38 protein-coding genes are annotated in these 26,380 nt (G+C 52.9%); 34 read left to right on the forward strand and 4 right to left on the reverse strand.

Annotated elements, in window-relative coordinates; genetic code table 11:
• Positions 1-107: 107 nt before the first annotated feature.
• Positions 108-755, forward strand: coding sequence for a LysE family translocator (locus JXQ85_RS03670; RefSeq protein WP_421747510.1), 648 nt, complete (start codon positions 108-110; stop codon positions 753-755).
• Positions 756-761: 6 nt separating this feature from the next.
• Here JXQ85_RS03670 and JXQ85_RS03675 read toward each other — a convergent pair whose 3' ends face one another.
• A complete protein-coding gene (locus JXQ85_RS03675) occupies positions 762-1,340 on the reverse strand; it encodes a hemerythrin domain-containing protein (RefSeq protein WP_421747511.1) in 579 nt (192 codons plus the stop codon).
• Positions 1,337-1,957 carry a TIGR02466 family protein gene (locus JXQ85_RS03680; protein WP_421747512.1) on the reverse strand — a complete coding sequence of 207 codons (621 nt, stop codon included), beginning with the start codon at positions 1,955-1,957 and terminating at the stop codon, positions 1,337-1,339. Before JXQ85_RS03680 ends, JXQ85_RS03675 begins: the two co-directional genes overlap by 4 nt.
• Before the next feature lie 93 nt (positions 1,958-2,050).
• Between JXQ85_RS03680 and JXQ85_RS03685 the strand changes: the two genes are divergently transcribed.
• From JXQ85_RS03685 to JXQ85_RS03790, 22 genes are all read left to right on the forward strand, one after another.
• A complete protein-coding gene (locus JXQ85_RS03685; protein ID WP_421747513.1) occupies positions 2,051-2,470 on the forward strand; it encodes a hypothetical protein in 420 nt (139 codons plus the stop codon).
• Positions 2,467-3,141: an HTTM domain-containing protein gene (locus JXQ85_RS03690; protein WP_421747514.1), complete on the forward strand. Its 675-nt coding sequence runs from the start codon at positions 2,467-2,469 to the stop codon at positions 3,139-3,141. The genes JXQ85_RS03685 and JXQ85_RS03690 overlap by 4 nt, the downstream gene beginning before the upstream one ends.
• A 193-nt stretch (positions 3,142-3,334) precedes the next feature.
• Positions 3,335-3,535 carry a 50S ribosomal protein L29 gene (gene rpmC / locus JXQ85_RS03695; protein ID WP_421747515.1) on the forward strand — a complete coding sequence of 67 codons (201 nt, stop codon included), beginning with the start codon at positions 3,335-3,337 and terminating at the stop codon, positions 3,533-3,535.
• A 12-nt stretch (positions 3,536-3,547) separates the two neighbouring features.
• Positions 3,548-3,778 (forward strand): 30S ribosomal protein S17, encoded by a 231-nt coding sequence (gene rpsQ, locus JXQ85_RS03700; protein WP_058313885.1) that lies wholly within the window; start codon positions 3,548-3,550, stop codon positions 3,776-3,778.
• Positions 3,779-3,870: 92 nt separating this feature from the next.
• Positions 3,871-4,239 carry a 50S ribosomal protein L14 gene (gene rplN, locus JXQ85_RS03705; RefSeq protein ID WP_035248467.1) on the forward strand — a complete coding sequence of 123 codons (369 nt, stop codon included), beginning with the start codon at positions 3,871-3,873 and terminating at the stop codon, positions 4,237-4,239.
• 1 nt (position 4,240) lies between these two features.
• On the forward strand, positions 4,241-4,552 hold the full coding sequence (rplX, locus tag JXQ85_RS03710) for a 50S ribosomal protein L24 (protein WP_421747516.1): 312 nt from the start codon (positions 4,241-4,243) through the stop codon (positions 4,550-4,552).
• Positions 4,545-5,105 (forward strand): 50S ribosomal protein L5, encoded by a 561-nt coding sequence (gene rplE / locus JXQ85_RS03715; RefSeq protein WP_421747517.1) that lies wholly within the window; start codon positions 4,545-4,547, stop codon positions 5,103-5,105. Before rplX ends, rplE begins: the two co-directional genes overlap by 8 nt.
• A gap of 17 nt (positions 5,106-5,122) precedes the next feature.
• Positions 5,123-5,428: a 30S ribosomal protein S14 gene (gene rpsN / locus JXQ85_RS03720; protein WP_072791829.1), complete on the forward strand. Its 306-nt coding sequence runs from the start codon at positions 5,123-5,125 to the stop codon at positions 5,426-5,428.
• Between the two features lie 12 nt (positions 5,429-5,440).
• Positions 5,441-5,833: a 30S ribosomal protein S8 gene (rpsH, locus tag JXQ85_RS03725; protein ID WP_421747518.1), complete on the forward strand. Its 393-nt coding sequence runs from the start codon at positions 5,441-5,443 to the stop codon at positions 5,831-5,833.
• 10 nt (positions 5,834-5,843) lie between these two features.
• Positions 5,844-6,377, forward strand: coding sequence for a 50S ribosomal protein L6 (gene rplF, locus JXQ85_RS03730; RefSeq protein WP_421747519.1), 534 nt, complete (start codon positions 5,844-5,846; stop codon positions 6,375-6,377).
• 11 nt (positions 6,378-6,388) lie between these two features.
• Complete coding sequence (gene rplR / locus JXQ85_RS03735) at positions 6,389-6,748, forward strand: 50S ribosomal protein L18 (RefSeq protein WP_421747520.1); 360 nt, start codon at positions 6,389-6,391, stop codon at positions 6,746-6,748.
• A gap of 116 nt (positions 6,749-6,864) precedes the next feature.
• Positions 6,865-7,428, forward strand: a complete 564-nt coding sequence (gene rpsE, locus JXQ85_RS03740) for a 30S ribosomal protein S5 (protein ID WP_421747521.1) — start codon at positions 6,865-6,867, stop codon at positions 7,426-7,428.
• Positions 7,429-7,440: 12 nt separating this feature from the next.
• Complete coding sequence (rpmD, locus tag JXQ85_RS03745; protein ID WP_421747522.1) at positions 7,441-7,629, forward strand: 50S ribosomal protein L30; 189 nt, start codon at positions 7,441-7,443, stop codon at positions 7,627-7,629.
• A gap of 440 nt (positions 7,630-8,069) precedes the next feature.
• On the forward strand, positions 8,070-8,450 hold the full coding sequence (locus tag JXQ85_RS03750; RefSeq protein ID WP_421747523.1) for a hypothetical protein: 381 nt from the start codon (positions 8,070-8,072) through the stop codon (positions 8,448-8,450).
• Between the two features lie 73 nt (positions 8,451-8,523).
• The gene (locus JXQ85_RS03755) at positions 8,524-9,024 is read left to right on the forward strand and encodes an RNA polymerase sigma factor (RefSeq protein WP_421747524.1); all 501 of its coding nucleotides are present in this window, start codon (positions 8,524-8,526) and stop codon (positions 9,022-9,024) included.
• Positions 9,021-9,776, forward strand: coding sequence for an anti-sigma factor family protein (locus JXQ85_RS03760; RefSeq protein ID WP_421747525.1), 756 nt, complete (start codon positions 9,021-9,023; stop codon positions 9,774-9,776). The genes JXQ85_RS03755 and JXQ85_RS03760 overlap by 4 nt, the downstream gene beginning before the upstream one ends.
• 152 nt (positions 9,777-9,928) lie before the next feature.
• Positions 9,929-10,144 carry a DUF1127 domain-containing protein gene (locus tag JXQ85_RS03765; protein WP_421747526.1) on the forward strand — a complete coding sequence of 72 codons (216 nt, stop codon included), beginning with the start codon at positions 9,929-9,931 and terminating at the stop codon, positions 10,142-10,144.
• A gap of 242 nt (positions 10,145-10,386) precedes the next feature.
• Complete coding sequence (locus JXQ85_RS03770; protein WP_421747527.1) at positions 10,387-10,818, forward strand: hypothetical protein; 432 nt, start codon at positions 10,387-10,389, stop codon at positions 10,816-10,818.
• A gap of 136 nt (positions 10,819-10,954) precedes the next feature.
• On the forward strand, positions 10,955-11,428 hold the full coding sequence (gene rplO / locus JXQ85_RS03775) for a 50S ribosomal protein L15 (protein ID WP_421747528.1): 474 nt from the start codon (positions 10,955-10,957) through the stop codon (positions 11,426-11,428).
• 110 nt (positions 11,429-11,538) lie between these two features.
• Positions 11,539-12,903, forward strand: coding sequence for a preprotein translocase subunit SecY (gene secY, locus JXQ85_RS03780; RefSeq protein ID WP_421747529.1), 1,365 nt, complete (start codon positions 11,539-11,541; stop codon positions 12,901-12,903).
• Entirely contained in the window at positions 12,900-13,475 is a 576-nt protein-coding gene (locus JXQ85_RS03785; protein ID WP_421747530.1) for an adenylate kinase, read from the forward strand. Before secY ends, JXQ85_RS03785 begins: the two co-directional genes overlap by 4 nt.
• Positions 13,476-13,625: 150 nt before the next feature.
• A complete protein-coding gene (locus JXQ85_RS03790; protein ID WP_421747531.1) occupies positions 13,626-15,518 on the forward strand; it encodes a cation:proton antiporter in 1,893 nt (630 codons plus the stop codon).
• A 14-nt stretch (positions 15,519-15,532) separates the two neighbouring features.
• Here JXQ85_RS03790 and JXQ85_RS03795 read toward each other — a convergent pair whose 3' ends face one another.
• Entirely contained in the window at positions 15,533-15,982 is a 450-nt protein-coding gene (locus JXQ85_RS03795; protein WP_421747532.1) for a DUF3291 domain-containing protein, read from the reverse strand.
• 84 nt (positions 15,983-16,066) lie between these two features.
• On the opposite strand from JXQ85_RS03795, the gene JXQ85_RS03800 reads away from it, so the two are divergent.
• The 5 genes from JXQ85_RS03800 (at position 16,067) to rplQ (ending at position 19,318) form a co-directional block, all read left to right on the forward strand.
• Positions 16,067-16,609, forward strand: a complete 543-nt coding sequence (locus JXQ85_RS03800; RefSeq protein WP_421747533.1) for a CGNR zinc finger domain-containing protein — start codon at positions 16,067-16,069, stop codon at positions 16,607-16,609.
• 223 nt (positions 16,610-16,832) lie between these two features.
• Positions 16,833-17,201: a 30S ribosomal protein S13 gene (rpsM, locus tag JXQ85_RS03805; RefSeq protein WP_421747534.1), complete on the forward strand. Its 369-nt coding sequence runs from the start codon at positions 16,833-16,835 to the stop codon at positions 17,199-17,201.
• A gap of 14 nt (positions 17,202-17,215) precedes the next feature.
• Complete coding sequence (gene rpsK, locus JXQ85_RS03810) at positions 17,216-17,605, forward strand: 30S ribosomal protein S11 (RefSeq protein WP_421747535.1); 390 nt, start codon at positions 17,216-17,218, stop codon at positions 17,603-17,605.
• Between the two features lie 114 nt (positions 17,606-17,719).
• Entirely contained in the window at positions 17,720-18,736 is a 1,017-nt protein-coding gene (locus JXQ85_RS03815) for a DNA-directed RNA polymerase subunit alpha (RefSeq protein ID WP_265019732.1), read from the forward strand.
• A gap of 162 nt (positions 18,737-18,898) precedes the next feature.
• Positions 18,899-19,318 (forward strand): 50S ribosomal protein L17, encoded by a 420-nt coding sequence (gene rplQ / locus JXQ85_RS03820; RefSeq protein WP_421747536.1) that lies wholly within the window; start codon positions 18,899-18,901, stop codon positions 19,316-19,318.
• A 62-nt stretch (positions 19,319-19,380) separates the two neighbouring features.
• On the opposite strand, the gene JXQ85_RS03825 is transcribed toward rplQ, so the two are convergent.
• Positions 19,381-19,797 (reverse strand): thiol-disulfide oxidoreductase DCC family protein, encoded by a 417-nt coding sequence (locus JXQ85_RS03825; RefSeq protein ID WP_421747537.1) that lies wholly within the window; start codon positions 19,795-19,797, stop codon positions 19,381-19,383.
• A 224-nt stretch (positions 19,798-20,021) separates the two neighbouring features.
• Here JXQ85_RS03825 and JXQ85_RS03830 point away from each other — a divergent pair, with 224 nt between their 5' ends.
• The 6 genes from JXQ85_RS03830 to JXQ85_RS03855 all read left to right on the forward strand — a co-directional run bounded on the left by JXQ85_RS03830 (position 20,022) and on the right by JXQ85_RS03855 (position 26,377).
• Positions 20,022-21,350: a ferric reductase-like transmembrane domain-containing protein gene (locus tag JXQ85_RS03830; RefSeq protein WP_421747538.1), complete on the forward strand. Its 1,329-nt coding sequence runs from the start codon at positions 20,022-20,024 to the stop codon at positions 21,348-21,350.
• 127 nt (positions 21,351-21,477) lie between these two features.
• On the forward strand, positions 21,478-22,860 hold the full coding sequence (locus JXQ85_RS03835) for a trypsin-like peptidase domain-containing protein (protein ID WP_421747539.1): 1,383 nt from the start codon (positions 21,478-21,480) through the stop codon (positions 22,858-22,860).
• A 2-nt stretch (positions 22,861-22,862) separates the two neighbouring features.
• Entirely contained in the window at positions 22,863-24,176 is a 1,314-nt protein-coding gene (locus JXQ85_RS03840; protein WP_421747540.1) for a replication-associated recombination protein A, read from the forward strand.
• 109 nt (positions 24,177-24,285) lie between these two features.
• Positions 24,286-24,663 carry a fluoride efflux transporter CrcB gene (gene crcB / locus JXQ85_RS03845; RefSeq protein WP_421747541.1) on the forward strand — a complete coding sequence of 126 codons (378 nt, stop codon included), beginning with the start codon at positions 24,286-24,288 and terminating at the stop codon, positions 24,661-24,663.
• On the forward strand, positions 24,660-25,706 hold the full coding sequence (locus JXQ85_RS03850) for an RluA family pseudouridine synthase (protein WP_421747542.1): 1,047 nt from the start codon (positions 24,660-24,662) through the stop codon (positions 25,704-25,706). Before crcB ends, JXQ85_RS03850 begins: the two co-directional genes overlap by 4 nt.
• Complete coding sequence (locus JXQ85_RS03855) at positions 25,703-26,377, forward strand: HAD-IA family hydrolase (RefSeq protein WP_421747543.1); 675 nt, start codon at positions 25,703-25,705, stop codon at positions 26,375-26,377. The genes JXQ85_RS03850 and JXQ85_RS03855 overlap by 4 nt, the downstream gene beginning before the upstream one ends.
• Positions 26,378-26,380 lie beyond the last annotated feature (3 nt).

The raw sequence follows: 26,380 nt of genomic DNA on the forward strand, positions 1-26,380 counted from the left end.
GAATGTTTCTTTAATCGAATGTCACTCGGCGATCTGATCATAAGTTATTGATTGATTTCAAAGGTGATGAATGATTCTGTGCGCGTCGCACTCAAGGACATAGCCCCATGGAAACCGTGACTCCATATCTTGCCTATATTGCAGCACTTGGCATTTCGGCCATTATTCCCGGCCCGGGGATCGCAGCCTTTGTTGGGCAGGCCTTGGGCGGAGATCGTCGCGCGTCGGCCATGTTTCTTGGCGGGATTGCTTTGGGCGACGTGACCTATCTTACAGTTGCCATCGTCGGTCTAGCTGCCATCGCCAAGACCTTTGCCAGCGCGTTCATTGTGATCAAAGTGCTCGGCGGGGCTTACCTTGTCTATTTGGCCTATAAGTTCTGGACCAGTGACGTCGGCCTGACCAAAATCAAACGCACCGAAGCGCAATCTGGCATCGGATCCTTTCTGGCAGGGTATTTTGTGACCCTGGGCAATCCTAAAGCCATTGTGTTTTACCTCGCGCTTTTGCCGACGGTTCTGGATTTGAACAATGTGCATTTTGCCCAGTGGGCTGTGCTTGCCGTGTTGACCGTCCTGATCATTTTTGTGGCCCTGTCGCCTTATGCCGTGCTTGCCAGCAAGGCGCGCACCATGATGACGCAGCCGAAGGCGTTGCGCCGACTGAACCGCTTTGCGGCGGCTTTTATCGGCGGGGCGGGGACGTTGATTTTGGCGGAAGCGGCGTCGGCAGCTTACAAGACCACGCGCATTTAGGTGGGGTTAGAGACCTTCTAGGAAGAGGCCGATGGCTTCTTCCAATTGGGTTTCCTCATAGCCGAAGTGAGAGCGGATCACCTCTTCGAGCTTCCAATAGACGGCTTTGGCTTCGGCAAAATTTTCCGGTGTGGTTTCAAACATCAGGGCCATGGCCGCGCGTTCGAGGCGGATGATCAGCTCGTGCACCACTTTGTGTTCCGCGCGCAGGCGGGCGACGAGGGCAGTGAGCGCGTCGACTTGCTGCGCTTCGAGCTGTGGGAAGATGCTGTGTTCTTCGGCGTCGTGGTGAAATGCGAGCACTTTGCATTCGCGGCCACAAAGCGAGCCGAAGCTGCGCATGTTTTCGGTCAGCTCCAAGCCCCGAACGGCTTTGTTCAGCTCTTCGGGGCTAGCGTCGCCCAATTCGGTGCGTCTGAGCAGTGCAGCAATGCGGGCCATATCCATTAAGTGCATGCGATGGATCGCGGCCAGTTTACGGCCTTGGCGACGATGATCCTCGGTCGCGCCGGGCAGGGGCGGCATTTCGGGACGCTGGTCGAACTCGACTGTTAGGTCTGCGAGCGGCGTTTCCGAATAGTTCATACCCATTTATAGTTAAAGCTGACTGAAATTCGTTCGTCTTCGGCCATGTTCATCGGCACTTCGTGGCGCAGCCAGCTTTCCCATAGCAGCACGTCGCCTACGTCGGGTTTCATATAGATAAAGTTCTTCATCTCGCGGCGCGCACCTTTGACGCGGGCCGGGGCACCCATCATCATGGCGTGGCGCGGGTCTTCGAGTTTCAAAGCGCTGGTGCCTTCGGGCATGGATACATAAGTTGTGCCGGAGATCACGGAATGCGGGTGGATGTGGCTACCGTGTGATCCGCCTTCAGGCAAGATATTGATCCAGAGGTCTTCGAGAACCAGCTTGCCTTCACCCAGATCAAACTCGAGGTCTTTGGCAAAGGACATCACGTGTTGATCGAGCACTTTCACCAAATCAGCAAAGATCGGGAAGCGCCAAGGCAGGTCGGTGAGCGATGCATAAGACGTATAGCCCGGATAGCCCTGTTCTTCGCACCAGGCGTGGCCGGCTTCGTCATCTTCAGCGATGACGATGCAGGAGGTCTCTAGTTCTTGGGCATCGATGACTGGTTTGAATTCAGACAAAGGAGCGCGGTAGAGGCGGGTGACGAAGAGTGATTCAATCTGTGACATGGCGTTTCTATAGCGTGCGAAAGCGGTGCAGAAAACCTTTGGTTCGCGCACATCTTTAAAGCTGCTGAAATCGCGGGTCAGTAATGATGGGGCATGTTGCGACGCACGATTGATTTGCTTTTGCCAGCGCTTTTCCCGAGTTGGCGGTTCTTTAAACAGGTGGGGCCGTCCCCGCGGGTGGAATACCGCATTCTAAATGGAGGGCAGGGGAGTGAATGGTGTGAAAGCCACCCGATCCCCGACGATGTTGGTTTGGGTCGCATGGCGCGGCGGATGATTTGGAACCCAGCGCGGAATACGCAGCTTTATATGGTAGCTTTGGCCGAACGGCTGGTGTCGGGCTTGGTGGATCACTCTGAGGCAGAGTTGAACAGGTTGATTGCTGAGAATATCCCGGAGGTTGCTGGGGAGATACAGTTTCGACTGATGTTTATGACGCCGGAGGACGATCAGATCATCGGGACAGTGGTTTATGAAAGCCAACCAGTGTCTCTCTCGGAGCTGCGGGTATGAGTTTTGACGCGATGATGCGCCTCACCGAGGTGATGCTGGCTCTGGCGATCTTGCAGGCCGTTGTCGAACATATCTGGGTGGGCCGGGATCGTGCGCTGTTTGCTTCGCGGGTATTAGCCTGCGTTTGGCTTTTGACTGGGGTCTACAGCGGGTTTGCTGTTGGGGGGCTTTGGCTAACAAGCCTTGTTCTGCTGCATCGCTTTGGTGGGCCGTATAATGGTGGCGCTGATAAGATGACGATGCTGATCACCACCTGCCTCGGCGCGGCACATTTGTTTCCGAGCTGGGCGGATTTGGCCATGGCTTATCTGGCGGTGCAACTGGTGCTGTCTTATTTTGTCTCGGGCTATGTGAAGCTCGTGAACCCAGAATGGCGGTCGGGGCAGGCTTTGGTCGATGTGTTTCGCTTTTCGGCCTATCCGGTATCGGAACGGTTGCGGGGGTGGGCGGACCGGCCACGACTGCTTTGGTTGATGAGTTGGAGCGTGATTGGCTTTGAGGTGATCTTTCCACTGACCCTGCTTAATCCGATTTCCCTTTTGGCTGGCATGGTGGTGGCAGCGACATTCCACCTCACCAACGCCTGTTTGTTTGGGCTCAATCGATTTTTCTGGATTTGGCTATGCGCCTATCCGAGTTTGATTTGGCTCCAAGATCGTCTGTTTGGATAACGCTGATTATCGCCAAGAAATATTGGGTTTTTGGGATTCTTTCGCTTGCTCTAACCCCCTGACACTCCTATAGAGGCTCATCTCACGATTCCTGCTTGCGGGATTCGTGTGTTTTGTTTTGGTCCACCAGATCAAAAGGGTCACCCTGAACATAACGTCAGGCGCTCTCTGGTGTAGGAAAGGAAGAGGCGACATGAACGCCAATGAACTTCGCGAGAAGTCCGCAGATCAACTGCGTGAAGAACTCGCAAACCTGAAAAAAGAAAGCTTCAATCTGCGCTTTCAACAGGCAACCGGTCAGATGGAAAACACAGCAGGTATCAAAGCGGCTCGCCGCAACGCTGCTCGCGTGAAAACCATCCTGAACGAAAAAGCCGCGCAAGCCGCAGAATAAGGAGCTTGAGAGATGCCTAAACGTATTCTGAACGGTGTTGTCACAAGCAACGCAAACGAACAGACAGTAACTGTTTCTGTAGAGCGTCGCTTTACACACCCAGTTCTGAAGAAAACCATCCGTAAGTCCAAAAAATACCGGGCTCACGATGAAAAGAACGCTTTCAACGTTGGTGACAAAGTCAAGATCATCGAGTGTGCACCAAAGTCGAAAACGAAACGTTGGGAAGTTTTGGAAGCTTAATTCAATAAGCTTCCCGAACGACTTAACAAAGTCGAAACCCTGGGAACATAGCTGACACGCATCGTCAGTTCCCAAAGGTCGGGAGAAACCAAATGATCCAGATGCAAACAAACCTGGATGTTGCTGACAACTCTGGCGCTCGCCGAGTTCAGTGCATCAAGGTTCTGGGTGGCTCTAAGCGTAAGTACGCATCCGTAGGCGACGTTATCGTTGTTTCGGTTAAAGAAGCTATCCCACGTGGTCGCGTTAAAAAAGGTGACGTCCGTAAGGCCGTTGTCGTACGCACCGCTAAAGAAGTTCGCCGTGAAGACGGTACCGCGATCCGTTTTGATCGTAACGCTGCAGTGATCCTGAACAACGCAGGTGAGCCAGTCGGTACACGTATCTTTGGGCCAGTTGTTCGTGAACTGCGCGCAAAGAACTTCATGAAAATCATCTCACTCGCGCCGGAGGTGCTGTAAGATGGCTGCTAAGCTGAAAAAAGGCGACAAAGTCGTCGTGCTGGCCGGCAAAGACAAGGGCAAAGAAGGTACTATCACTTCTGTTGACCCTAAAGCTGGCAAAGCAGTGGTTGAAGGCATCAACATGGCCATCCGCCACACAAAGCAATCCCAGACTGATCAAGGTGGCCGCGTGCCTAAAGCACTGCCGATCCAGCTGAGCAACCTGGCATTCTTGGACGCAAACGGCAAAGCAACACGCGTTGGCTTCAAAGTTGAAGGCGACAAGAAAGTGCGTTTCGCTAAAACCACAGGAGATGTGATCGATGCTTGATAACGCTGACTACACTCCACGTCTGAAGACACTGTACAAAGAAACAATCCGCCCAGCTCTGAAAGAAGAGTTTGGCTACAAGAACGACATGCAGCTTCCTAAGCTGGATAAAATCGTTCTGAACATCGGTTGTGGTCGTGCGGCAGTCAAAGACTCCAAGAAAGCCAAATCCGCTCAGGCAGATCTGACTTTGATCGCAGGTCAAAAAGCCCTGACAACCAAGGCGAAAAACTCTATTGCTGGCTTCCGCGTTCGCGAAGACATGCCAATGGGTGCCAAGGTTACTCTGCGCGGCGACCGCATGTATGAATTCCTTGATCGTCTGATCACCATCGCGATGCCACGTATTCGTGACTTCCGTGGTGTGAAGCCATCTTTTGACGGCCGCGGCAACTTTGCCATGGGCCTGAAGGAACACATCGTCTTCCCAGAAATCGACTTTGATAAAGTTGACGAAAACTGGGGCATGGACATCGTAATTGCAACCGACGCTAAATCCGACGCTGAAGCAAAGAGCCTGTTGAAAGCTTTCAACATGCCGTTCAACGCTTAAGCGCGGGAGAGGATATCATGGCTAAAAAATCTATGATCGCACGCGAGAAAAAGCGCGAAGCTTTGGTTGCTAAATACGCTGCCAAACGCGCCGAGCTTAAAGAAATCGCAAACGACGAAAGCAAGCCAATGGAAGAGCGCTTTAAAGCGCGTCTGAAACTGGCAAAACTGCCGCGCAACAGCTCGGCTACTCGTCTTCACAACCGTTGCCAACTGACTGGCCGTCCTCACGCTTACTACCGTAAGCTGAAGGTAAGCCGGATCGCGCTTCGGGAACTGGGCTCCAATGGCCAGATCCCAGGCATGGTTAAATCTAGCTGGTAAGGAGAGAACATTATGAACGATCCTATCGGTGATATGCTGACCCGTATCCGTAACGGTCAATTGCGCGGCAAGTCCACAGTGTCTTCGCCTGCGTCTAAACTGCGCGGTTGGGTTCTGGATGTACTGGCTGATGAAGGCTACATCCGCGGCTACGAAAGCACCACTGGTTCCGACGGCCACCCGGCTCTCGAAATCAGCCTGAAGTACTACGAAGGCACCCCTGTTATTCGTGAAGTGAAGCGGGTTTCTAAACCTGGCCGTCGCGTATACATGGCTGTCAATGACATCCCAACAGTCCGTCAGGGCCTGGGTGTGTCGATTGTCTCCACCTCTAAAGGTGTGATGTCTGATGCAAACGCTCGTGCCAACAATGTTGGTGGCGAAGTGCTTTGCACGGTCTTCTAAGGGGAAGCTGATGTCTCGTATTGGTAAAAAACCGGTCGAGCTGCCAGCAGGCGTAACTGCCTCTGTCTCCGGCCAGACCATCGAAGTTAAGGGTCCAAAAGCGACTCATAGCTTCACCGCAACCGACGATGTGACACTGTCCGTTGAAGAGAACACTGTCACAGTGACTCCTCGCGGTAAGTCCAAGCGCGCGCGTCAACAGTGGGGCATGTCCCGTACTGTTGTACAAAACCTCGTCACCGGCGTATCCGAAGGCTTTAAGAAAGAGCTTGAGATCGTTGGTGTTGGTTACCGTGCACAAGCACAGGGCAAAGTCCTGAAGCTTGCATTGGGCCTGTCTCACGACGTTAACTTCGAAGTTCCAGAAGGCGTTACGGTCACTGCACCTAAGCCTACTGAAATCATCATCGAAGGCACCGATTCACAACTCGTTGGTCAAGTCGCGGCAAACATCCGCGAATGGCGTAAGCCTGAGCCTTACAAAGGCAAAGGTATCAAATACAAAGACGAGTATATCTTCCGCAAGGAAGGTAAGAAGAAGTAAGGATCAGCAAAATGGCAAACAGCAAACGGGAACTGTTCCTAAAGCGCCGCCTGCGCGTCCGGAACAAACTTCGCAAGGTCAACGTTGGCAAGCTTCGCTTGTCCGTGAACCGCTCCAGCAAGAACATCAGCGCACAGCTGATCGACGACGCACAGGGCATCACACTGGTATCTGCTTCCTCCTTGGAAAAAGATCTGGGTATCGTTGGCAAAAACAACATCGAAGCAGCGACCAAAGTTGGCGCGGCAATCGCAGAACGTGCGGTCAAAGCTGGCCACACCGAAGCGTACTTCGATCGCGGTGGTCGTCTCTTCCACGGCAAAGTGAAGGCTCTGGCCGACGCTGCGCGTGAAGGTGGCCTGAAAGTCTAAACATTGCGGAGGACGGTCTCGTCCTCCCGATGATCCGGGTCTGGCTGGTTCTTCCTGCCAGACACCAGGATTGGATTTAACGGCGCCAAACGCGCCAGAAAATGAAGGAATGCCAAATGGCAGAACGTGAAAATCGTCGCGGCCGCGGTCGTAAGCGCGAAGAGGAAACTCCGGAATTCGCGGATCGCTTGGTTGCGATCAACCGTGTGTCTAAAACCGTAAAAGGTGGTAAGCGCTTTGGCTTCGCTGCTCTGGTTGTTGTTGGTGACCAAAAAGGTCGCGTAGGCTTCGGCAAAGGTAAAGCGAAAGAAGTACCTGAGGCGATCCGCAAAGCGACTGAGCAAGCAAAACGCCAGATGGTACGCGTACCTCTGCGTGAAGGCCGTACATTGCACCACGACGTCGAAGGTCGTCACGGCGCAGGTAAAGTCATCATGCGTACAGCACCTGAAGGTACTGGTATCATCGCCGGTGGTCCAATGCGTGCCGTGTTTGAAATGCTGGGTGTGAAGGACGTTGTTTCAAAGTCCATCGGTTCCCAGAACCCATACAACATGATCCGCGCCACCATCGACGGTCTGAAAGCTGAAGCGAGCCCTCGCCAAGTTGCAGCACGTCGTGGCAAAAAGGTAGCTGACATCCTTCGTAAGGATGAAGCGCCTGCAGCAGCAGACGCGTAAGGAGACCGTACAATGGCTAAAACTATCGTTGTTAAGCAGGTCGGTTCCCCGATCCGCCGCCCACAAGACCAGCGCGCGACGCTGATCGGTCTGGGTCTGAACAAGATGCACAAGACTCGTGAACTGGAAGACACACCTTCCATCCGTGGTATGATCAACAAGATCTCACACATGGTCGAAATCATCGAAGAAAAAGACTAAGGTCTTTTCTGTTTAAAGCTTTGAAAACGCCCTCGGATTTCCGGGGGCGTTTTTCTTTGGCGCTATTCACATTTGCTAACAAATGGTTAATGTATGGCTCATATTGATACTATTTGTGATATTGTGATGAAAATTCTTACCTTGGCCGCATTTACATTGGCTCTAATGACACCAGCAGTTGCAGCAACTTCAATCCAACCTTTTTCGACTTTCAAACTGTCTGAAATAGCCCATGGAGGTGGTTGCCGAAAGTCGTCTCCAGCGGGACAATGCTGTCACATGGAGCGAAAGACAGGTATTGTTCACTGTCATTAAGCAGTTGGAAGCGCTCTCAAATTTGAGAGCGTTTTTCTTTTTTGCATTTTCTCGGGAATAAACTTCGTTTGGGCGGCGTATGTCTTGTACCTGCACCACGCAGGGCAACCCACTAGGAGCCCAACATGACCCGTATTCTTATGATCACCGCCGCAGCTGTTTCCCTGTCTGCATGTTCCGCTTACGCCGCGGGCCACGCGTCTTCTGATGTGAAGACATCAGATGCTAGCTACCTCACTGATGGTCACGACATGACGCTTTATACCTTTGATAAAGACGATGCCGGTAAATCCAACTGCTATGCAGGTTGCGCCAAAGCATGGCCGCCTCTGTTGGTCGAAAGCGACAAGCCACTGCCAGAGGGCTTTAGCGTGATCTCTCGCAAAAATGGGGATCAGCAAATCGCTTACAAAGACCAGCCGCTGTACCTGTGGATCCAAGATAAGAAGCCTGGCCAGACCACCGGCGATGGCGTGCAAGGCGTTTGGCATATCGCGAAGCCTTAATCAGACATTGCCGGCTGGCTTCCTTGGGCCAGCCGGTCCATTCTATCCCTATTGTTTGGTTAAGGTGTGTTCAGTGTCCTTTGACAGCCAGCTAAAAGAAGCGCTGCCCCATTTGTGGCGCTATGCGTTTTCCCTGACCCGAGATCGGGCGCAGGCGGATGATTTAGTGCAGGACAGTGTCGAACGCGCCATTCGCAAACGAAAACTGTGGGATATGTCTCAGCCATTGCGGCCTTGGGTGATGAAAATCCTACTGAATGTGTTTCGGGATCGGTTTCGCGCGCGCAATCGATTGGCTGAAGTGCCGTTTGAACCGGAATACAGCGGAGCGGCGGAAGATCGTAGTGTTGAAGATCGATCAGAGCTGAATGCCGTGATCGCACGCATGCAAGGTCTGCCAGACACGCAGCTGCAAGCCCTGCAACTTGTGGCCTTTGGTGGCCTGACCTATGCGGAATGCGCCGATGTGCTGGGCGTGCCCACCGGAACGATCCTATCGCGCGTCGCCCGTGCCCGCGCTAAACTGAACGAAGATGTAAATAAAGCCGCCCCACCGCTCAGGAGTGTCAAATGACCGACTTCAAAACCATCGAAGAACGTCTTGCCGCCTATCTGGACGGGGAAATGACGCCAGAAGAACGTGCCACCTTTGAAGATGAGATGGAGCAAGACCCGTCTCTGGCAGAACGCGCTGCCTCTTGGGGGCAGACGGATGATCTGCTGCAGTCTTTGGTACCAACACCTTCTGAAACCCATGTGCAGAGTTTGATGGCGGCCAATCAGCCATCAGAGCCGCGTTGGGCCAAACGCCACATCGCGGCGGCCTTGATGATGTTCATCGTTGGCGGGGCAGGGGGCTATGGCCTCAATGTGGCGTCGACGCGTGATCCGCAGATTCTTGTGGTGCAAGCCACCATTGATGCCGCTGATGCGCACCGGTTGTTTACAGCAGAGGTTCGCCATGCTGTCGAAGTGCGTGCGGATGAGACCGAGCATCTGCAGACATGGCTGACCAAACGCATGGGGCGCGAGATGACTGTGCCGCAGCTAGAGGACCATGGGTTCAACTTTGTCGGCGGGCGAATGCTGCCCTTCGAAGGCAAAGCCGCTGCGCAATACATGTATGAAACCACCGAAGGTGAGCGCCTGACGTTGTTTATGGCCAGAACCGAAGATGAGGCGCAGACCTCGTTCCGATTCTTGGAGAGCGATGATCTGAACACCATCCGTTGGCAGGAAGGTCCCTGGGTTTTTGTGGTGGTTGCACCGGTTGAGCGTGAAAAGCTTTCACCAATTGCCACTAAAATGCACGATACGCTGATCTAGGATGCACCTGCAGCAATAGCCATGCTGCGGATGCATAACGGCTAGACCGAACTGTGCGTTGTTGGCGCTAACGAGATTTCCTAATTTGAGGGCACGAGGAGAACGAAACAAACTTGGGGAATAGGCCCCAGACCTCAAAAGGAAACGTAAAAATGGCATCAGTCGCAAACACAACTTACACAGCAGTCTCTTTCGCAGATCGCATCCGTAAAGCATACGCAGACTTCCAAGCCGCTCGCGCAATGCGCGCAGAATATGTGACAACCGTACGTGAGTTGGACGCTCTGTCTGACCGCGATCTGGCAGATCTGGCGATCTCTCGCTACGACATCACACGTCTTGCACGCGAGCATGTCTACAACGCATAAGCCAAGACACTAAAATTGAGATTTTCGCGCCTCCCAATTTGGGGGGCGTTTTGTATTGAAGGGTGTGGCTTTCCACGAAGGGCGGCGCCCGATCCTGGGTGGGTGCGAAGCGCCCTCCCGTGGGGAGGGTCGGGCGCTGCCCGGCGGTGCCGGGCTCTTGAGACGATTTTAGAACATTTTTGTTCTTATCGAAATTTTGAGTTGATAACTTTAAATCAGTTTTAGATTTGAGAGATTTCAAAATGACTTTAGATTTACTCATTCAACTGAAGCAGATTGCGAAATCAGCTCCGGAAAGCGTGTTGGAACAAATCGCTCGGCACGACTCTTATGAAAAGCCGGAAGGAACGGCGAAGCATCTGCGGCAGTTAATTTATTTGATTCATGAGCGCGATTGCGAGTTAGATTGGGAGACGATGTCTTGGTACCCTCACGAAGCCATTTCGCTTGCGAGTTACAAAAAGCGTGATGTGGATGTTTTTGCGGTTTCGATAGCGCTGTTGTTGATTTTTGACCTTTGTGCAGGTGAGGACTCGGACGCTATGGAAAGCATGCTTGGCAAGTTGTCGGACAATTACATATCGAGTTACCAGGAGCTGCCTGATCGTTATCGCGAACCCATTCTTGCAGGAGTCGAAATGCTACGATCTCGGTGGCCCGACGAGTTACATTAGTCTGCACACTTGCCAAGGTAGGCCTCTCCGCCTATACGCCACCAGTGGCCTCATCCGCCACAGAATCACAAATCAAGAAAAGCCGTGTTTGGCCCGCTTTACGCTTCAGGGGTCAGTTCCGGCAAGGAGAAGCGAAATGAAACTGCACGAACTTAGCGACAATCCTGGCGCAACCAAAAAACGCATGCGCGTTGGCCGTGGCCCTGGCTCCGGCAAAGGTAAAATGGGTGGCCGTGGTATCAAAGGTCAAAAATCCCGTTCAGGTGTTGCGATCAACGGTTACGAAGGCGGCCAAATGCCTTTGTACCAACGTCTGCCTAAGCGTGGCTTCAACAAGCCAAACCGTAAGGCATTCGCTGTTGTAAACCTGGGCTTGATCCAGAAATTCATCGACGAAAAGAAACTGGACGCATCCGCACCAATCACCGAAGAAGCCTTGGTTGCTTCCGGTCTGGTTCGCCGCGTTAAAGACGGTGTACGTGTTCTGGCAAAAGGTGAAATCACCGCAAAAGCCAACATCGAAGTCACCGGCGCGTCCAAATCCGCTGTTGAAGCTGTTGAAAAAGCAGGTGGCTCTCTGAAGGTCACTTCCGCGCCAGCGGCTGAATAAGAGGTTGTGAGCGCAAACTTATGCGCTTACATACACTCTAGTTTTCCTATTTGACGCCGCCAGAGCTGGAAAACGCTCTTGGCGGCGTCGTCATTTGAAGAGAGATCCGAATGGTATCTGCAGCAGAGCAAATGGCGGCCAACACAAGCTGGGCCGCGCTTGGTAAAGCGACCGATCTTCGCAACCGCATCCTGTTCACCATCGCGCTTTTGATCGTTTATCGTCTTGGTACCTTTATTCCGGTTCCTGGCATTGACGCAAATGCGCTGCGTGAGTTCATGGAAGGCGCGGCGCAGGGCATCGGCGGCATCCTATCCATGTTTACCGGTGGCGCATTGGGCCGCATGGGCATCTTTGCTTTGGGCATCATGCCGTATATTTCAGCATCGATCATTGTTCAGCTTCTGACCTCGATGGTTCCAGCTTTGGAACAGTTGAAGAAAGAAGGTGAGCAGGGCCGTAAGAAGATCAACCAATACACACGTTATGGTACGGTTTTCCTGGCGACGTTGCAGTCCTATGGCCTGGCCGTGTCCCTGCAGTCTGGTGATTTGGTCACCAACCCGGGCCTGTTCTTCATTGTTTCCTGCATGGTCACTCTTGTGGGCGGCACCATGTTCCTGATGTGGCTGGGTGAGCAGATCACCGCACGCGGCATCGGCAACGGTATCTCATTGATCATCTTCGTGGGTATTGTGGCGGAACTGCCAGCCGCTCTGGCGCAGTTCTTTGTCTCTGGCCGTTCTGGGGCGATCAGCCCTGCGGTGATTGTCGGCGTGATCGTTATGGTCGTTGCAACGATTGCTTTTGTTGTGTTTATGGAGCGCGCGCTGCGTAAGATCCACATTCAATACCCACGCCGTCAGGTTGGTATGAAAGTCTACGACGGTGGCTCTTCTCACCTGCCAGTCAAAGTAAACCCAGCCGGCGTTATCCCTGCGATCTTCGCAAGCTCTCTGCTGCTGCTGCCTACAACGATTTCGACTTTCTCTGGCAACTCCACAAGCCCGATCATGTCGACTATTCTGGCCTACTTTGGTCCGGGTCAGCCGCTGTATCTGTTGTTCTTCACAGCGATGATCGTCTTCTTTGCTTTCTTCTATACGTTCAACGTGTCTTTCAAAGTCGACGAAGTGGCGGACAACCTGAAAAACCAAAACGGTTTTGTGCCGGGCATCCGTCCGGGCAAGAAAACTGCCGAGTATTTGGACTATGTTGTGACGCGCATTCTGGTGCTGGGTTCAGGTTACCTTGCGGCAGTTTGTCTCCTGCCTGAGATTCTCCGTGGCCAATTGGCAATTCCTTTCTATTTTGGCGGCACTTCGGTTCTGATCGTCGTCTCCGTGACGATGGATACGATCCAGCAAGTTCAGAGCCATCTGGTGGCACACCAATATGAAGGCCTGATTGAGAAATCGCAGCTGCGTGGAAAGGGTTCTAAGAAGCGCGGGAGAAAGGGAGCTGCTCGTCGATGAATATTATTATTCTAGGCCCTCCGGGGGCCGGTAAAGGAACGCAGGCCAGCCATTTGGTTGAGACCCGCGACATGATCCAACTTTCCACTGGAGACATGCTGCGCGCAGCAAAGACCTCTGGAACAGAAATGGGCAAAAAGGTTGCGGCCATCATGGACGCAGGCGAGCTGGTCACAGACGAGATCGTAATTGGTCTGATCCGTGAAAAACTGGAAGGCGACAAAAAGGGTGGTTTCATCTTTGACGGCTTCCCGCGGACTTTGACCCAAGCGGACGCTTTGGAAGAGCTGCTGGAAGAGACCGGTGAAAAACTGGACGCGGTGATTGCTTTAGCTGTGAACGACGAGGTGCTGGTGGACCGCATCGTTGGGCGCGCGGCAGAAGCGGTTGCAGCGGGTGGTACAGCCCGCGCAGACGATAACGAGGAAAGCCTCAAGATCCGTCTGATGGAATACTACAAAAAGACCAACGCCCTGATCGGCTATTACCATGCAAAAGGTAACCTGAGTTGGGTCGACGGTCTGGCAGAGATCGACGCTGTAAAAGCAGAGATCGCAGACGCTCTGAACTAACCGTCAGTAGTTTGTTTTCAAAGCGCCCCGCCTTTTGTGAAAGGCGGGGCGCTTTGCGTATGTGCATTCGCGCACCGATCATCCCCTTTACTTTCAGCCTTCCCCTGTAAATGCTGTGGCTTGGGAACTGCTTTAGGGGACGCGCAATCCATGACCGATTTTCTACTTTTGGCTTTTGTCTTTTTGATTGCAGGCGTGATTGCGGTGCCAATTGCCTCGCGACTGGGGCTTGGATCGGTTCTGGGCTATTTGATCGCCGGTATCATGATCAGCCCAATCCTTGCTTGGCTGCATGTGGATGTGGTTTCCATTCAGCATTTCGCCGAGTTTGGCGTGGTCATGATGCTGTTTCTGGTCGGTTTGGAACTTGAGCCAAAACTGTTGTGGTCCATGCGGGCCAAACTTTTAGGGCTCGGCGGTGGGCAGGTCGGAATAACAACCGGGTTGGTGATGACCGTGGCAATGCTGTTTGGTCAACCTTGGACCGTTTCCTTGGCCATTGGCCTCGTTTTCGCACTGTCCTCAACGGCGATTGTCTTACAGACCTTGGGTGAAAAGGGACTGATGAAAAGTGACGGCGGCCAGTCGAGCTTTTCTGTGTTGTTGTTTCAAGACATTGCCGTGATCCCCATGCTGGCTTTGGTGCCGCTACTGGCGATGCCTGAGATCATGGAGGCCATGAGCCATGCCGCTGATCACAGTGGTGACCATGGCGCCCACGGCGGCGATGATCATGGAGATGGTCACGGATCATCTATGAGTTTGGTAGACGGGCTACCGGGCTGGGGCGTTGCGCTTGTAACTTTGGGTTCGATTGCAGCCGTAGTCGGTGGCGGGATGTTCCTGACCAGCCCTATCTTCCGTTTTATCGCCGGAGCTAATCTGCGGGAGCTGTTTGTCGCGACCGCATTGATGATGGTGATCGGCATTGCATTGCTGATGTCTTTGGTTGGCCTTTCACCTGCGTTGGGTACTTTCCTTGCTGGTGTTGTTCTGGCCAACAGCGAATATCGGCATGAGCTCGAAAGCGATATTGATCCGTTTAAAGGTCTGCTTTTGGGTCTGTTCTTTATGACGGTTGGAGCAGGGATCAATTTTGGACTCTTGTTTGACAACCTTGCTTTGATCGTGGCTCTAACCTTGGGGTTGATGGTTCTGAAGTCTGCAGTGCTGTTGCTTTTGTCGTTCATTTTCAAAATTCAGGGTGCAGACCGTTGGCTCTTTGCCTTGGGGCTCGCGCAGGCCGGTGAGTTCGGCTTTGTGCTATTGTCGTTCACCGTTGCAAATGCCGTTATTCCTGCCGAGTTGGCGGATCGGCTGTTGCTAGTTGTGGCGCTGTCTATGCTGCTGACGCCTGCATTGTTCATCATCTACGACAAGGTCATCGCACCGCGGTTTTCTGAAGCTGAAGAGCGCGAGATGGATGAGATTTCAGAACGCAGCGATATCATCATTGCGGGGCACGGTCGTGTCGGCGGAATTGTCAGCCGTATTCTTGGGGGTTGTGGTCATAATCCGACGGTCATTGATTTCAGCTCAAAGCAGCTAGAGATGCTGAAAAAGTTTAGCGTGCAGGCCTATTACGGTGACGCAACGCGCCCTGATCTATTGCATGCGGCTGGCATTGCCGAAGCTAAGCTGTTTGTCGTTGCGATTGATGAAAAGGACCAGATCACTGAATTGGTCCACTACGTTCATCACCATTATCCTGACCTGCATATCGTGGCGCGCGCTGTTGATCGCCAACATGTGTATGACCTTTGGCACGCAGGCTGTAAGGACATTATTCGTGAAACCTATGACAGCTCGTTGCGCATGGGGCGCTCGGCGATTGAAGCTTTAGGCCAGTCGCGAGATCAGGCCGCGCGTATGGTGGATGCATTCAATGAATTGGATCGTCGCAGCATGTTGGCCTCTGCGGATCATTATGACCCGGCCATTCCGGCCCTTGAGAACGAAGCTTATCTGCAAAGCATTCGGGAGAGCCGAGGGGACTGGGAAGCCGAGCTTGAAAAGCGCATGAAAGGGATCATGGCTGAATAGTAAGCAGTCGAACTTTAGTCCGGCTGAGTGAATGTGTGTTTGAATATGAATGCACTTGGAGTTGGACCATGTTTCTCCAGATGTGCCAACCGGTTCTTGGCGTCGCTGATCGTCGGAAGTGTGCCCGCTTCGATCCACCACAAGGCAAATGAAATACGCTTAGGTTCAAACCACTCAGCACGGCGGCGCATTATTTGACGGTGTCCCAAAGACCGGTAGACGAAAGCACTTAGGGCTTCAATGTCGGTCCATACAGACATGTTGATGGCGATCTGTGGGTCGTTGTATGCATCGATATCCATCGCGCTGTTTCCATCACCCATCAAACGCCAGACAAAACCTGGTTGCGCTTCTGCAATTGTGTTCACTCGATCTAAATTGTTGATGAAATCGAGGTTTGCTGGATCCTCCACAGGGTGGGTGAAGCGAGCAATGTTTATTTGTGCGAGATGATAACGAGACATGTTTACCAATCTTTGTTTTGATTCTGTGCTCACCATGGTTTATAGAATGTAACGAGTCAAATTAGTTTAGATGGTTACATTGACGTGATCTTTATTGAGTTGATAAACAGCGAACATATTCATGGGCCGGATCATGTTGATGACCATCTGGACAAAGCTGAGTGGCTGTATGAGGCGCTGAAAGCCTGGGGTTTTGAAATTAGGGACATTGCGCCTTGGGTGGGCCCTTTACGGGAGCTTCGTATTGTTCTTAGGGCGGCGGTTGCGGAACTTATGGAGTTTGGTCAGCTGAACGAAGCTAACATTTCGCAGCTTAATTCGTTCTTAGGGCCAATCACGTACAGATACCGAGTTGATCTTGATGCCGAAGGGAAGACAGCATTACGGGGCACGTTTGAGGATCAATCACCCACTCACGTGATTGCCTTGGGGTTTTGCCGCTATCTTGAAAACGAAGATATGAAACGCTTAAAGCTTTGTGAAAACACTCGTTGCCGTGAAGCGTTTATTGACCCGACACGGAACAAATCTAAGAAATGGTGCGCGTCAAACGCCTGCGGTAACCTGACTAAAGTACGTGCTTTCCGAGCTCGAAAAGCTGTTCAGGTTAAGAATGAAAAATCTTAGAACGAAAGCCATAAGCTTCGTTGTGCAAGACCACTTGACCCACCCCTAAATCCCCCGTATTCACCCCTATCTCTATTAGAGAATCAAATTCTCGTTTTTCGGGTCGCACCCGCAAAACAGATCACCTGAATCAGCTACGGCCCGATGGCAGAAATGTCTCGGGCTTATGTTGTGAAAAAAGGTTCTGGAGCTACGGAACCGCAACTATGAAGGACTATGACACTTGGCACGTATCGCCGGCGTTAACATCCCGACCCACAAACGGGTCCCGATCGCCCTCACTTATATCACTGGCATTGGCCATACTTCTGCTGCCGCAATCTGCGAAGCAGTTGGTATTGAAGCCACTCGCCGCGTAAACGAACTGTCTGACGCCGAAGTTCTGGCTGTTCGTGAGCACATCGACGCAACTTACACCGTTGAAGGTGACCTGCGTCGTGAAGTTCAAATGAACATCAAACGTCTAATGGACCTGGGCTGCTACCGCGGTCTTCGTCACCGTCGTAACCTACCGGTTCGCGGTCAGCGTACCCACACTAACGCTCGTACTCGCAAAGGTCCTGCAAAGGCCATTGCTGGTAAGAAGAAATAAGGGGGTCTGATTAGATGGCACGCGATAAAAGAGCGCCTAAGCGCAAAGAACGTAAGAACATCGCCGCTGGCGTTGCTCACGTGAACTCCTCGTTCAACAACACCAAAATCCTGATCTCTGACGTTCAGGGTAACGCAATTTCTTGGTCCTCTGCCGGTACCATGGGTTTCAAAGGCTCTCGTAAGTCTACCCCATATGCGGCTCAGATGGCTGCAGAAGATGCCGGCAAAAAAGCACAAGACCACGGTGTGAAGACACTGGAAGTTGAAGTGCAAGGCCCAGGTGGTGGACGTGAATCCGCACTGCGCGCATTGGCTGCAATTGGTTTTAACATCACATCTATCCGTGACGTGACGCCAATGGCACACAACGGCTGCCGCCCACCAAAGCGCCGCCGCGTATAATTAAAGAATTAGTGCCTGGGGCCGCGTGTTTTTCACGGCCCCAGTTCGTCATTTTGAAACCTCGGGAGTCGAACCCTGATTGATCGTGGGGGTTTGACAAGAATGGAGGGACGCATGATCCACAAAAATTGGGCAGAACTGATCAAGCCAACCCAGCTTGAAATCAAGCCGGGCAATGATCCTGCACGCCAAGCAACTGTTGTTGCTGAGCCACTGGAACGTGGTTTTGGTCTGACAATGGGTAACGCGCTACGCCGCGTTCTGATGAGCTCGCTTCAAGGCGCAGCCATCACCTCTGTTCAGATCGACAACGTTCTGCACGAGTTCTCTTCTGTTGCGGGCGTTCGTGAAGACGTCACCGACATCATCCTGAACCTTAAGCAGGTCGCATTGCGCATGGAAGTGGAAGGCCCTAAGCGTCTTTCCATCAATGCAAAAGGTCCTGGTGCTGTAACTGCGGGTGATATCTCTGACTCTGCAGGAATCGAAGTTCTGAACAAAGATCTGGTTATCTGTCACCTTGACGATGGCGCAGACCTGTTCGTTGAACTGACTGTGAACACTGGTAAGGGCTATGTCTCTGCAGACAAGAACAAGCCAGAAGACGCACCAATTGGCCTGATGCCAATCGATGCGATCTACTCTCCGGTCAAGAAGGTCTCTTATGACGTTCAGCCGACCCGTGAAGGTCAGGTTCTGGATTATGACAAGCTGACCATGAAGATCGAAACAGATGGTTCAATCACACCAGAAGACGCGGTTGCTTTCGCTGCTCGTATTCTGCAGGACCAGCTGTCTATCTTCGTAAACTTCGACGAACCAGAAGCTGCTGGCCGTCAGGACGAAGACGATGGTCTCGAGTTCAACCCACTTCTGCTGAAGAAAGTGGACGAGCTGGAACTGTCTGTACGTTCTGCAAACTGCTTGAAGAACGACAACATTGTTTACATTGGCGATCTGATCCAGAAAACCGAAGCAGAAATGCTGCGTACACCAAACTTCGGCCGCAAGTCTTTGAACGAGATCAAAGAAGTGCTGTCCGGCATGGGTCTGCACCTTGGTATGGACGTCGAGGACTGGCCACCGGACAACATCGAAGATCTGGCGAAGAAATTCGAAGACGCGTTCTAAACACGTCTTGATAAATTCGAGCGGGGCGTTTATATGGCCCGCTCAAATGCTCGGAATGCCGAGGAAAACAAGGGCGATCCTGCCCCAAGGAGAGCGACCGACACGCATCGGAAGCCAGACAAAGCACCGGCCAACCAAGGCCACCAAAGAAGGATTGAAATTATGCGTCACGCACGTGGTTACCGCCGCCTGAACCGTACACACGAACACCGTAAAGCGATGTTCGCAAACATGGCAGGCTCTTTGATCGAACACGAACAGATCAAAACAACTTTGCCTAAAGCAAAAGAACTGCGCCCGATCATTGAAAAACTGATCACTCTGGCGAAAAAGGGTGACCTTCACTCTCGTCGCAACGCAGCGTCTCGTTTGAAGCAAGACAAATACGTTGCAAAACTGTTTGACGTTCTTGGCCCACGTATGGCTGAGCGTAACGGTGGTTATGTTCGCGTATTGAAAGCTGGCTTCCGCTATGGCGACATGGCACCAATGGCGATTATCGAATTCGTTGACCGCGACGTTGATGCAAAAGGCGCTGGCGACAAAGCCCGTCTGGTTGCTGAAGAAGCAGCTGCAGAATAAGAATTCTGATCCTTAGGATCGCGAAAGCCCGCCAGTTTGGCGGGCTTTTTTGTTGTTGGGGTTTATCTCTTATCCGTGGCCGCCTGTTCAGCAGTCTTTCCATTCAGGCCACGCGCTTTGCGCCGCAGATGACGTTCGTAGATCACGCGCGCGACGATGTGCTTGTATCCCAAGCTCGCCATGTGGCGAATGATGGGCCACCCCCCGATTTTGGCGGCCAGTGCGTAGCGGGGCATTTGCGCCCACAACACCAAAAACGCGTCCCATCCGACAAATAGCTCTCCATCGTGAATGACATGCAACAAGCGTGCGGCCTGATCTTCACTGACGCCCCAACGTGCAAGATCCACAGTGTTCAGATCATCAAATGCAATCGAAAGGTCTTGAGATTGAGCATAACCTTCGTAGCTGCACATTTCTGCATCGCATACAGGGCAATCGGCATTGTAAAGGGCACGGGTCTTGGCGGGCTCTGGCATCGGCTTACTCCTGATACATCTCAAAGATATGACCATGTCTGGCTTGGGCAAGAGCCTGTGGCGAAATGGAGCACGATCATCTGTTAGCGACTTTTAGACGGTGATAAACCTTTTGGTTTACTAAAGAAATATGCGCCTTCTGTGTGTCCAAGTCTTGACCCAGCCCCGTAGGGCAGACAGTACTGACGCCAACATAACCCGCTATTTATGACGGATGAGGACAAATGATGCGCGTGAACCCGATTGGACTTTTACTGACCATTGTTGCGATCCTCCTACCGATCATCTGGCTGCCAGCGCTGAACCACAAGGGCGATACTCTGGCGCTATTCAGCCAATACATGGGCATCGCGTCATTGATCGCGATGGCGATTGTTCAATTTATCTCCACCCGTTGGCGTCCGGTTGAATGGCTTTTTGGCGGTCTTGATCAAGGCTATGTGTTTCACAAATGGCTTGGCATTCTGTCGATGCTTTTCATTTTGATCCACGACACCGTTGATGCTGAGATGAATCATCTGGGTGGGCAAAATCTTCTAGAGGAATTCGCGGAAACGCTCGGGGAGCTCAGTCTTTACGGCCTGCTCATACTGGTGGTCATCACCATTGCGACCTTCATCCCCTATCATCTCTGGCGCTGGACCCACCGTTTGATGGGGCTCTTTTTCCTCGCAGGGGCAGCGCATTACTTGTTCATTCTAAAACCCTTTCAGAATGGTGATCCGATTGGGCTATATACGTCAGCCTTCTGTGTGCTTGGCATCATGTGCTTCAGCTATCGCCTGCTTCCTGCACGCATGCGCCCGGCGCGGGCCTATGTGGTCGACAGCACTGAAGTCACTGGAAACGTGCTTGCCGTAACGTTGAAGCCTGAAGGCCGTCCATTGCGCTACCGCGCGGGCCAATTTGCTTTCGCTAGCTTTGTTGGATCAGAACCACACCCGTTTACAATTTCCAAAGCCCCAACAGAGGATGGCTCTATCCGTATGTCGATCGCGCGACTGGGGGACTTCACAACTCGTCTGCATCGCAATCTTCAAGTTGGCTCTAAGCTGTCGCTTGAAGGGCCTTACGGGCATTTTGAACGTAAAAACACGGGTGGGCAGGAGTTGTGGATTGGTGCAGGTGTTGGCATCACGCCATTCTTGGCCTGGGCCCATGATTTGGCGCCTGAAGACGATGCTGCCCATTTGGTCTACTGCGTTAAATCGGAAGCGGCAGCTGCGCACCTTGAAGAATTGAAAGCACTGGCAGCGGTTAAACCCAAGTTGACACTGCATATTCACAGCTCCGCGACAGACGGGCGTGCAGATGCGGATAGCATTCTTGCAATTACCGACCAAAGCGCAGAAAGCCTAACGGTTGCTTTCTGTGGCCCCAAACAGATGCGACAGGCTCTCAAAGAGGGTTTCGCAAAAAATGGAGTTACCGGTCGCAAGTTTAAATACGAAGAGTTTGAAATCCGCACTGGTGTGGGCCTCAGAAAATTTGCGAACCTTCTTTTCAACCGGATTGCGATCCCAGAGCAGATCAAAGCCCAAGCGCGCCGCTAACCTAGTTTCATCGTTGCAAAAATACTTAGGGGTGCAAGCGCGCAGCGCTGAGGGGCAAAGCCCCTGACCCCGCTTGCAAAATCAGCGCAGCCTTCGCATATCAAACAAGAACGATTTCGGAGTACCTATGCTACGCGCCGCCTTGACTGTAGTCACAATCGCCCTTTCCAGCCTCGCACATGCCGAGACAAAAGTACCCTCCAGCCAAGCAGAGATTTCTCTTGGTTTTGCTCCTCTGGTGAAAGAGGCAGCGCCGGCTGTGGTCAATATTTATGCCAAGCGTGTAGTTGAAGTGCGCGAAAGCCCTTTTCAGGGCGACCCGTTCTTTCAAAACCTATTCCGCGATTTTGGCGCGGCTCGGCCACAGGTTCAAAATTCATTGGGCTCTGGGGTCATCTTGTCGGCAGATGGGATCGTCGTCTCGAACTATCACGTCGTTGGGATGGCCACGGACATACGCGTTGTGTTGAATGACCGACGTGAATTCACCGCAGAGGTGCTTTTGGCCGATGAGGCCAACGACCTAGCGATCCTGCAGTTGAACGACCCTGAGGAGATGCCCTACCTACCGTTACGAGATAGCGATAGCGTTGAAGTGGGGGAGCTGGTGTTGGCCATCGGCAACCCCTTCGGAGTGGGGCAAACCGTTTCAAGCGGTATTGTGTCTGGCCTTGCACGTTCGGGCGCGGCGGCAGGTACGGGGCAGGGATACTTTATTCAAACCGACGCGGCCATCAATCCCGGGAACTCTGGCGGTGCGTTGATTGATGTAAATGGGGATCTGATAGGGATCAACACGCGTATTTTGACGCGCTCAGGTGGCAGCAACGGGATTGGCTTTGCCATTCCGGCCAATCTGGTCGCAGAATTTGTGGATCAAGCCAAAGCAGGCAATACACAGTTCGAAAAGCCCTGGGCCGGTGCAACCGGTCAGCCTGTCGATGCGGATATTGCCGAGAGCCTTGGTCTGGATCGCCCCGGCGGTATTTTGATTTCAGCGCTACATCCAGAAAGCCCCTTCCTTGCCGCAGGTATTGCCCCCGGAGATGTGATCCTAGCAGTAGATGGCAACCCGATCACGAATGGGGCTGAAATGATCTTTCGCATGTCGGTCGCGGGGCTTGGCGGTACGGCTGAAATTTCCGGCATTCTAGGCGGTGAACCAGCGACGCGCGATGTTGCATTGATCGCACCGCCAGAAGTCCCAAGCCGAGAAACGGTGCAAACATCGGAGAGCACTGTGCTGCCGGGTGTCGTGGTTTCCAACATCAACCCGGCTTTGACGGCAGAGCTTGGCTTGCCGCTAAAAAGTGAAGGTGTTGTTGTGCACGGCCTCGGAGACTTCGGTGCCCGTGTGGGGCTTCGCCTTGGGGATGTGTTGTTGGCCATTGATGAGACGCAAATTGAAAGCCCTACCGATGTTGAGGAGGCCCTGCGGCAGGCGTCGCGTCGTGTCAGCATGTTGGTCGAACGAGGCTCGCGTCGGGTGACTTTGCGCTTTAGACTATAAGCATGAGTGATCTATTCGGAGAATCCGCACCCGCGGTAGTGGACAATGCACCACGCCCTTTGGCAGACCGGCTACGCCCCCAAACTTTGGCGGATGTGATTGGGCAATCTCAGGTCTTAGGGCCCGAAGCGCCCCTGGGTGTGATGCTCTCATCTGGTTCCTTGAGTTCGTTGGTTTTCTGGGGGCCGCCCGGTGTGGGGAAAACCACCATTGCTCGGCTTTTGGCACAGGAAACGGATCTGCATTTCGTGCAGATCAGCGCGATTTTCACAGGTGTGCCAGATCTGAAGAAGGTGTTTGAGGCCGCCAAGATACGGCGTCAGAACGGGCAGGGGACCTTGCTTTTCGTCGATGAAATTCATCGTTTTAACAAGGCGCAGCAGGATGGGTTTTTGCCGCATATGGAAGACGGCACCATTTTGCTTGTTGGGGCCACAACCGAGAACCCGAGTTTTGAGCTTAACGCCGCTGTATTGAGCCGTGCGCAGGTGTTGGTCCTCGAGCGGCTTTCGAGTGACGATTTGGAGCGGTTGATGGCGCGTGCCGAAGCTGAACTGGATGTCATCTTGCCATTGGATCAAACCGCGCGGGCGGCGTTGTTGGAAATGGCGGACGGCGACGGGCGCGCGTTGCTAAATTTGATCGAGCAAGTTGCCGCTTGGAAGGTCGTTGCTGATTTGACCTCAGAGCAGTTGTCTAAGCGTTTGATGAAGCGGGCCGCGAAATACGACAAGTCCGGCGAAGAGCATTACAATCTGATTTCGGCGCTACACAAATCGGTGCGTGGATCTGACCCAGATGCGGCGCTATATTGGTTTGCGCGGATGCTTGAGGGAGGTGAAGACCCTCGGTTTTTGGCGCGGCGTATCACGCGTATGGCTGTTGAAGATATTGGCCTTGCTGATCCGCAAGCGCAGTCAGTCTGTTTGCAAAGCTGGGAAACCTATGAACGACTTGGTTCCCCTGAAGGGGAGTTGGCGCTTGCACAGGCTTTGGTGTACCTCGCGCTCGCTCCGAAATCCAATGCGGTTTATGCGGCCTACAAAGCTGCGCGGCGTGGGGCCAAAAAGACTGGGTCTGAGATGCCCCCGAAACATATTCTGAATGCACCGACGCGCCTGATGGAAGATCAAGGTTATGGGTCTGGCTATGCCTATGATCACGATGCTGAGGATGGATTTTCAGGGCAGAATTACTTTCCCGGTGGTATGGCGCGACCTGATTACTACGCACCAGTCGAACGCGGTTTTGAACGTGATTTAAAGAAACGTGTGGAGTATTTTGCCAAGCTGCGGAGCAAACGAAACGTCGATTGAAGGGTGCTTTGACACCGAGGGGCGGCCGTTCCCGCTCCTGCAATGTATTTGGACAAGATGAGCTGGGGTTGCGCTTGACAAAGGCGTGGGGAGGGGTGAGAGACAGCCGATGGTTTTGAACCTTATATATGTGGCCTTGGGCGGGTCTTTGGGTGCTGTTTTGCGCTATCTGACCGGCCTTGGCGTATTGCGGCTGGTTGGCCCAGGGTTTCCCTTGGCGATTATCACCGTGAACATATTGGGGTCATTTTTGATGGGGTTTTTGGTCGTGATGGCGGCCAAGCGTGGGTTCGAACATTTGAACCTGTTGATCCTGACCGGGTTTCTTGGGGGCTTTACGACCTTTTCGGCGTTTTCCCTTGAAACCGTGACATTGTTTGAGCGCGGCCAGGTGATGGCGGCTTTGGCCTATGTGGCGATTTCGGTATTGGGATCTATATTTGCACTGGCGCTGGGCGTCTGGTTGGCACGAGGATTGTGGGCATGAGCGGCGTTCAGAATATTACAGTTTCAGCGGATGATGCAGAGATGCGTCTGGACCGTTGGTTGAAAGCGAAATTTCCGCAGATCAACCAGATCCGCATTGAAAAAATGTGCCGCAAGGGCGAGCTGCGTGTGGATGGCGGTCGGGTGAAACCGGCAACACGTTTGGAAGAAGGTCAGAATGTGCGCGTGCCGCCTTTGCCAGACAAGGCACCTGAACCCACTGGGCGCGGTGCGATCAAGATTTCAGCAGCAGATGAAAAACTGATCCGCAACTGCGTGATTTATCGTGATGACCACATCATCATTCTGAACAAGCCGGCTGGCCTGCCAACCCAAGGCGGTAGCAAACAAACGCGCCATGTGGATGGGCTGAGTGAAGCTTTGAAGTTCGGTTATGAGGAAAAACCGCGTTTGGTGCATCGTCTGGATAAAGACACCTCTGGCGTTCTCGTTCTGGCGCGCAGCCGAAAGATGGCGTCCGAGTTGACGACAGCCTTCCGGCATCACGCGACCCGTAAGATTTACTGGGCTGTGGTGGCAGGTGTGCCGACGCCCTATTTGGGCGAAATCAAATATGGACTGGTGAAAGCCGCAGGTCATGGCAAGCGCGGTGAAGGCGAAAAGATGATCGCTGTTCACCCGCGCGATGTTTCCAGTACGCCAGGTGCGAAACGCGCGATCACCCAATATGCGACGCTGTACCGTGTCGCGAGCCGCGCAGCCTGGGTGGCGATGGAGCCAATCACTGGTCGTACGCACCAATTGCGGGCGCATATGGCAGAGATCGGCCATCCGATCATTGGTGATGGCAAATACGGTGGCTCTGGTCAAGAAAATCTTGGCGACGGCTGGGGCGCTCAGCTTGGTGGGATCATTTCGAAAAAGCTGCATCTGCATGCGCGCACGATCAGCTTTGAGCATCCGGCGACCAAACAGGTATTGACGGTGCACGCGCCGTTGCCAGAGCATATCGCCCATACCTTTGAGACCTTTGACTGGACGCTAGATATGGCCGCCGAAGATCCGTTTGAGGAACTGCGATGAGCAACGACTTGCGGCTTGTGATCTTTGATGTCGACGGCACGCTAGTTGACAGTCAGGCACATATTCTGGCCGCGATGACAGGAGCTTTTAACGCGCAAGGGCTTAAGGTGCCTGACCGAGAGGCCGTTTTAGAACTGGTCGGCCTGTCGCTGGATGTTTTGATGCCACGTTTGGCGCCTAATGAAAGTCCCGATATCCATAAAGCTTTGGTAGAGGGCTACAAAAATGCATTTGTTGGCATTCGTCAGAGCAATCAAAGCGTTAGCCTAACACCACTTTTCCCCGGGGCCATGGGTGTGCTTGATCAATTACATGCTCAGCCAGAAACCCTGCTCGGCATTGCCACGGGCAAATCTCGCCGTGGGTTGGACAAAGTCTTGGAGAGCCATGATCTGGCGCGGCGGTTTGTAACTCAGCAAGTGGCGGATCATCACCCATCTAAACCGCATCCTGCTATGTTGCAGGCTTGTCTTTCTGATACAGGCGTAGCGCAACAGGACGCCGTCATGATCGGCGACACAAGCTATGACATGGAAATGGCAAAGGCCGCTGGGCTCTATGCCATTGGTGTCAGTTGGGGGTATCACGATCGCGCGCAATTGAGTGCTGCAGATGTGGTGATTGATCAATTTAAAGATTTGCACGACGTGCTGAACGACTACTGGGGTTAAACA

Source organism: Cognatishimia sp. (assembly GCF_049116455.1).
Lineage (GTDB): Bacteria > Pseudomonadota > Alphaproteobacteria > Rhodobacterales > Rhodobacteraceae > Cognatishimia.